The following is a 5,022-nucleotide window of genomic DNA, read 5'->3' as shown; positions in this document are numbered from 1 at the left end:
GGACGAGTTGGTGTGGAGTCATGTCAAGCGCACTGGTGTGGCTCGCAATCCCTTGCGAGCCGGCGAGAAACTCGAAATCCGAGTCGACCAGCAACTGCGCGACATGCAGAAGAATCGCCGGCTGGTTCGATCATTCTTCGAAGCGCCTTCTGTCTCCTATATTTCTGACTGCTGAGTAAATTTCTGACTGCTCCCCTTGAGCACATGACGGGCACGAAATCTTTGGAGGGACTTCTCACCCACGCATGGTGTTCTTCAATCCAGCCAGCGGGGAATGTCTTCGCCGCTAAGCCTAGCAACTGTCGCCAGCTGTTTTCGCCGGACGGTTGCAGCCATGAAGCCCGAGGCGCAGCCGCGCCATCGCCAGGAATCACAACAACACAAGGACGCCTTGGGCCGAACCGCTCCGAAAGGAGGCAGGGCCGACGGGGCGCAGCCCGCAAAGCCCGGCGGCGCTGCGCGCCGACACGCTCGAATTAGCCTGCTTGAACTCCTCGCAGCGGCGCCCCAGCCAAGCGCAGCTCATGAACCAAGCTGATGAGCGCACGCAGCCGCGCAGGCACGAAACGGTGGCCTGAGTAGTACAGCCTCAGCCCGCCGAACGACGGGCACCACGGCACCAGCACCGGCACCAGCGTGCCGGCCTTCAGTTCCTCTTCGATGAACCACTCGGAGATCAAGCCGATACCCAGCCCGAGCAGCACCGCCTGCTTGATGGCCGGCAGCTCGTTGAGCGCTAGGCGCACGGGTAGATCCATTTGCAGCTTCTGGCTGCCTCTCTCCAGTTCCCAGTGATAGATGCCGCCGTGCGACATGCGCATGCCGATGCTCTGGTGCTGGAGCAGGCCGCGCGGGTGCCTGGGGGTGCCGTGGCATGCCAGGTACTCTGGCGTTGCCACCACGAGCATGCGGATGTCGCGCGAGAGCGGCACGGCGATCATGTCCTGCGGCACGGATTCGGCGAGGCGAATGCCCGCATCGAAGCCTTCGGCCACGATGTCGATCATGCGCGACTCGCTCACGATGTCGATGCGTACCTCGGGGTAGCGCTGCGCGTATTGCAGGAAGAGCGGCTCCAACAGCAGGGATGCCGCGCCCTGCGGCGCGTTGATGCGCAGCGTACCGCTGGGCACGTCGGGGCCGGTGCCGGCTTCTTCGCCCGCGCTGTGGATTTCGGCCAGCGCCGGCGCAATCCGCTCCACATAGCGTCGACCGGCATCGGTGAGCGCCACGCTGCGCGTCGAGCGGTTGAATAGCCGCACCTTCAGGCGTGCCTCCAGCCCGGCCACGGCGCTGCTCACGGCGGTGGTGGACATGCCCAGTTCCTGCGCCGCGCCGCGAAAGCTGTTGCGGCGCGCGACGGCCAGCACCACTTCCAACTCGGTCATTCCTGTTCTGTGCATGAATTGTCCTGAATTTACGGATACCTCATCAGCCACAAGACGGCTTATCAGAACAATAAACCATTCCTAGACTTCGTTGCATCAATTCCCCAAGGAGCCACCATGCAACGCATTGAACACATCTACATCAACGGCGAATTCGTCACGCCGCACGGCCAGGAATGGTTCGACCTTCACAACCCGAGCACCGAGGAAATCATCGGCCAGGTGCGGCTGGGTGACGAGCAGGACGCGCAGCGCGCCATCGGGGCGGCCCAGGCCGCGTTCCCCGCCTGGTCACGCACCACACGCGAGGAGCGCATCGCGGCCCTGCAGCGCATGCACCGTGCCTTGGCGGCGCGCGAGGAGGCGCTGATGGATGCCATCCTGACGGAATACGGCGCGCCGCCGGTGCGCGGCCGCTGGATGGCGACGTATCCGGCCGATGTCATCGCTCAGGCGATCGACGCACTGGAGTCCTTCGCGTTCGAAGAACAGGCCGGCGCGGCCACGGTGATCCAGACACCCGTGGGCGTCGCGGGCCTGATCACGCCGTGGAACAGCAATGCGGGCTTCATCTGCAACAAGCTGGCCACCGCGCTGGCAGCCGGTTGCACCGCCGTCATCAAGCCCAGCGAGATGAGCGCGCTGCAGACGCAGATCGTGGCCGAGGCGTTGCACGAAGCCGATCTGCCCCCAGGCGTATTCAACATCGTCAATGGCCGCGGCGATGTCGTCGGTGAAGAGATCGCGCGCAACCCTGGCATCGCCAAGATCTCGTTCACGGGCTCGTCCGCCGTGGGCCAGCACCTGGTGACCACGGGCGCCGCCACGATGAAGCGCGTGACACTGGAGCTGGGCGGCAAGTCGCCCACCGTGGTACTCGATGACGCAAACTTCGCCGCCGTCATGCCACTCGTGCTCCAGGCAGGGTTCATGAACAGCGGCCAAGCCTGCATCGCGGGCACGCGCATCCTGGTGCCACGCAGCCGCCTGGCCGAGTTCGAGCAGGTGGCGAAGGAGGCGGTCTCGCACATCAAATCCGGCGACCCGCGCCAAGCCGACACCGACATCGGCCCGATGGTGAGCAAGAAGCAATGGGAGCGGGTGCAGAACTACATCCACCTCGGGCAGGAAGAAGGTGCGACCTTGCTGGCAGGCGGTGAAGGCCGCCCCGATGGCCTGCACGCCGGATGGTTCGTGAAGCCCACACTCTTTACCCGTGCCAACAACCAGATGCTCATTGCGCGCGAGGAAATCTTCGGCCCCGTGCTGACCATCATCCCCTACGAGGACGAAGCCGATGCGATCGACATTGCCAACGACACGCGCTATGGCCTGAGCGCCCTGGTGCTGGGCACAAACCMGGAAAGCTGCGAACGTGTGGCGCGCCAGATCGATGCGGGCCGCGTGCTCGTCAACACCCTGGCCAACGAGCCGCGCGCGCCCTTCGGCGGCTTCAAGCATTCGGGGCTGGGGCGCGAAATGGGCCGCTGGGGCATGAGCGCGTACTTGGAACCCAAGACCTTGCTGGTGAGCGCAGGCTGAACCTTCCAGGAATCCTTGTCTGACGCACTCGCAGGGCGCTCGCGTATCTCCCGACAATCGTGCGGCACCCGAGCTGTTCGTCTCGATAAGCCACCACACGGCATGCGGCAAGGCGCAGCCCGTGATGGAGTGAATGTCGGTGAGGCCGGCGCGGGCCGTCCAGCCCGAGGGCGGACGGTAGCCGCGCACGTCGCCTGCGCCGTGCCAGCAACGGGCGCGTACCGTGCCGGGGGCATAGGTCGCCTTGGCTCCCAGCGTGCGCTACTAGGAAGCTCTACGTGGCATGAGCCAGTTCAGGAACAGCGCAGCCGAGGTCTTGAAGCCGCTTGAGCAGGCGGCGGATGGTCTTGGAGCGGTCCTGGCGGTCAAAGTGTTCGCTGCCGAGGTCGTTGTACTCGGTGCCGTCGCGCAGCATGTGGAATGCGGCGGTGAGCATCGAAGCGGCCACGGCGAGGATGGCCTTCTTGGCGCCACGGCGTGCCTTGATTCGCAGGAACTGCGCTCGCAGGTAGCTGGTCTTGACGCGCACCGCGGCCCAGGCGGCGGTCACCAGGATGGTCTTGATCCCCAGGTGCCGCTCTTGCGCACGCGGGTGGATCGGCCGCAAGACCGACGAGCTTTGTGCCGCCACAGGCGATCCAGCAACTGCGCGACCTCACCCGCTCGAAGGAAGGGGCGATGGCGCGGTTTCCTGTTCTCAACGCCATCCAAACAGTATTGACGTTTAGTCATTTATCCGACCGATTGTCATTTTACACGACCAAACTATAGTTGACATTTCGTCAGTTATTTGCTATGCTACTCGATGAGATGGTCAGTATTTCCGGAGGTCAAGATGAACTCTTCAGCCACCCTTCCCCAGTTCAAGCATGAGATCTTGTTTCGGGCGCTGACCAGCGGCCGACGGTCGATGGCCTTTCCGTGCGACCCCCAAGGCAGCGTGTCGATCGACTCGCTGAGCAAAAGAGAAAAGAACGACTATTTGTTTGCGCGGGCGATGATGGGGCGAGACTTCGCTTGGCCATCCGTTCATCCCCGAGCGGCGTGAGCCTGGTGCGATGTCATCCGGCTTGCCTTGAGAGCCGCAGTCGAATCGGGCGGATCCGGACAAAGCATGGCATCGCAGCAGCGAGTTCAGTTTGTTGCGTCGCGTCCCATTCCGTGGTGTAGGTCCACAGCCCGGAGAAGGCTGAGCTGCACGGTACTCAGCGTGCCACTGCGGACAGCGGAGTGGGCGCAGTATCGCTCAGGGTCTGCAAGCCCTCCAACTGCATGTAGCGCCGGTTGAGTGACCACTCGTCGTTCTGCTCGAGCATCATCGCGCCTACGAGGCGCGTGATCGAGGCGTCGTTGGGGAAGATGGTCCAGCCGCCGCCTTCGGGCTTGACCATGTGCGCGCCGACCTGCATCAGTTCGACCGCGCTGTTCATGGCCTGTTCGCGCGACGCTTGGTCGCAGCCGAAGGGTAGATCGGCGATGAGCCAGGCCGTGCCCTGAACGCGGCGCAGTCCGCGCGCCACGCCTTCAGTGTGATAGCGCATGATGTGGAGCGTCACGCCCACAGTGCTCGACACGCCCTGGCGGATTATGCCCAGCGAGTCGCCGACCAGCAGGCATTCGTCGCCTGCTGCATCTGCCACGGCCGCGAAGGCGGCGTCGTGGGTGGTCAGCTTGGCGATCTTCTCGCCGCGCGCATGCATGTCGGCCAGGCGCGGCAGGCTCAGCGGCTTGCGTGCCGACGGCGGCGAGGCCGGAGGCACGGTGCTGTAGGGGGGGTGGCCGCATCTGCGGTGGCGGAAAGCGATGACATTCGAGGCTCGTTTCGCTCGGCATCAGGCCGCGACGGCTTCGCCCGAGGCGGTCTGCACGGGTATGTGGCCTCGTTCCTCCTTGATGCGGTTGGCGTCGTCGACGAAGACCAACTTCGGCCGATGCGTCGCCACCCGCTCTTCGGGCACCAGCCCGAAGGCAGCGATGATAATCAGGTCGCCGACTGCGGCCCGTCGCGCGGCCGAGCCGTTGACCGAGATGATGCCACTTCCGCGCTCGCCGCGGATCGCATAGGTCACGAAGGATCGCATAGGTCACGAAG

3 protein-coding genes and 5 pseudogenes are annotated in these 5,022 nt (G+C 64.4%); 3 read left to right on the top strand and 5 right to left on the bottom strand.

Annotated elements, in window-relative coordinates; all coding sequences use genetic code 11:
* A pseudogene (locus tag AC1DY5_RS41595) lies at positions 1-175 on the top strand (IS630 family transposase); the annotation flags it as partial.
* A 301-nt stretch (positions 176-476) separates the two neighbouring features.
* Here AC1DY5_RS41595 and AC1DY5_RS41590 read toward each other — a convergent pair.
* The gene (locus AC1DY5_RS41590; RefSeq protein WP_478120276.1) at positions 477-1,403 is read right to left on the bottom strand and encodes a LysR family transcriptional regulator; all 927 of its coding nucleotides are present in this window, start codon (positions 1,401-1,403) and stop codon (positions 477-479) included.
* A 102-nt stretch (positions 1,404-1,505) separates the two neighbouring features.
* Between AC1DY5_RS41590 and AC1DY5_RS41585 the strand changes: the two genes are divergently transcribed.
* Complete coding sequence (locus AC1DY5_RS41585) at positions 1,506-2,930, top strand: aldehyde dehydrogenase family protein (protein ID WP_478120275.1); 1,425 nt, start codon at positions 1,506-1,508, stop codon at positions 2,928-2,930.
* Between the two features lie 274 nt (positions 2,931-3,204).
* Here the strand turns inward: AC1DY5_RS41585 and AC1DY5_RS41580 are convergent.
* Positions 3,205-3,530 (bottom strand): annotated as a pseudogene (locus tag AC1DY5_RS41580) (IS110 family transposase); the annotation flags it as partial.
* Positions 3,531-3,765: 235 nt separating this feature from the next.
* On the opposite strand from AC1DY5_RS41580, the gene AC1DY5_RS41575 reads away from it, so the two are divergent.
* Positions 3,766-3,978, top strand: coding sequence for a hypothetical protein (locus tag AC1DY5_RS41575; protein WP_478120274.1), 213 nt, complete (start codon positions 3,766-3,768; stop codon positions 3,976-3,978).
* A gap of 157 nt (positions 3,979-4,135) precedes the next feature.
* Here AC1DY5_RS41575 and AC1DY5_RS41570 read toward each other — a convergent pair.
* From AC1DY5_RS41570 to AC1DY5_RS41560, 3 pseudogenes are all read right to left on the bottom strand, one after another.
* Positions 4,136-4,291, bottom strand: a pseudogene (locus tag AC1DY5_RS41570) (IS256 family transposase); the annotation flags it as partial.
* Positions 4,292-4,735 (bottom strand): annotated as a pseudogene (locus tag AC1DY5_RS41565) (3-methyl-2-oxobutanoate hydroxymethyltransferase); the annotation flags it as partial.
* Between the two features lie 27 nt (positions 4,736-4,762).
* Positions 4,763-5,002: pseudogene (locus tag AC1DY5_RS41560) on the bottom strand (aspartate 1-decarboxylase); the annotation flags it as partial.
* Positions 5,003-5,022 lie beyond the last annotated feature (20 nt).

The organism is Variovorax sp. P4_D9, from assembly GCF_056401695.1.
The sequence above is the reverse complement of the archived record's forward strand: the minus strand, read 5'-3'. Positions and strand labels throughout refer to the sequence as shown.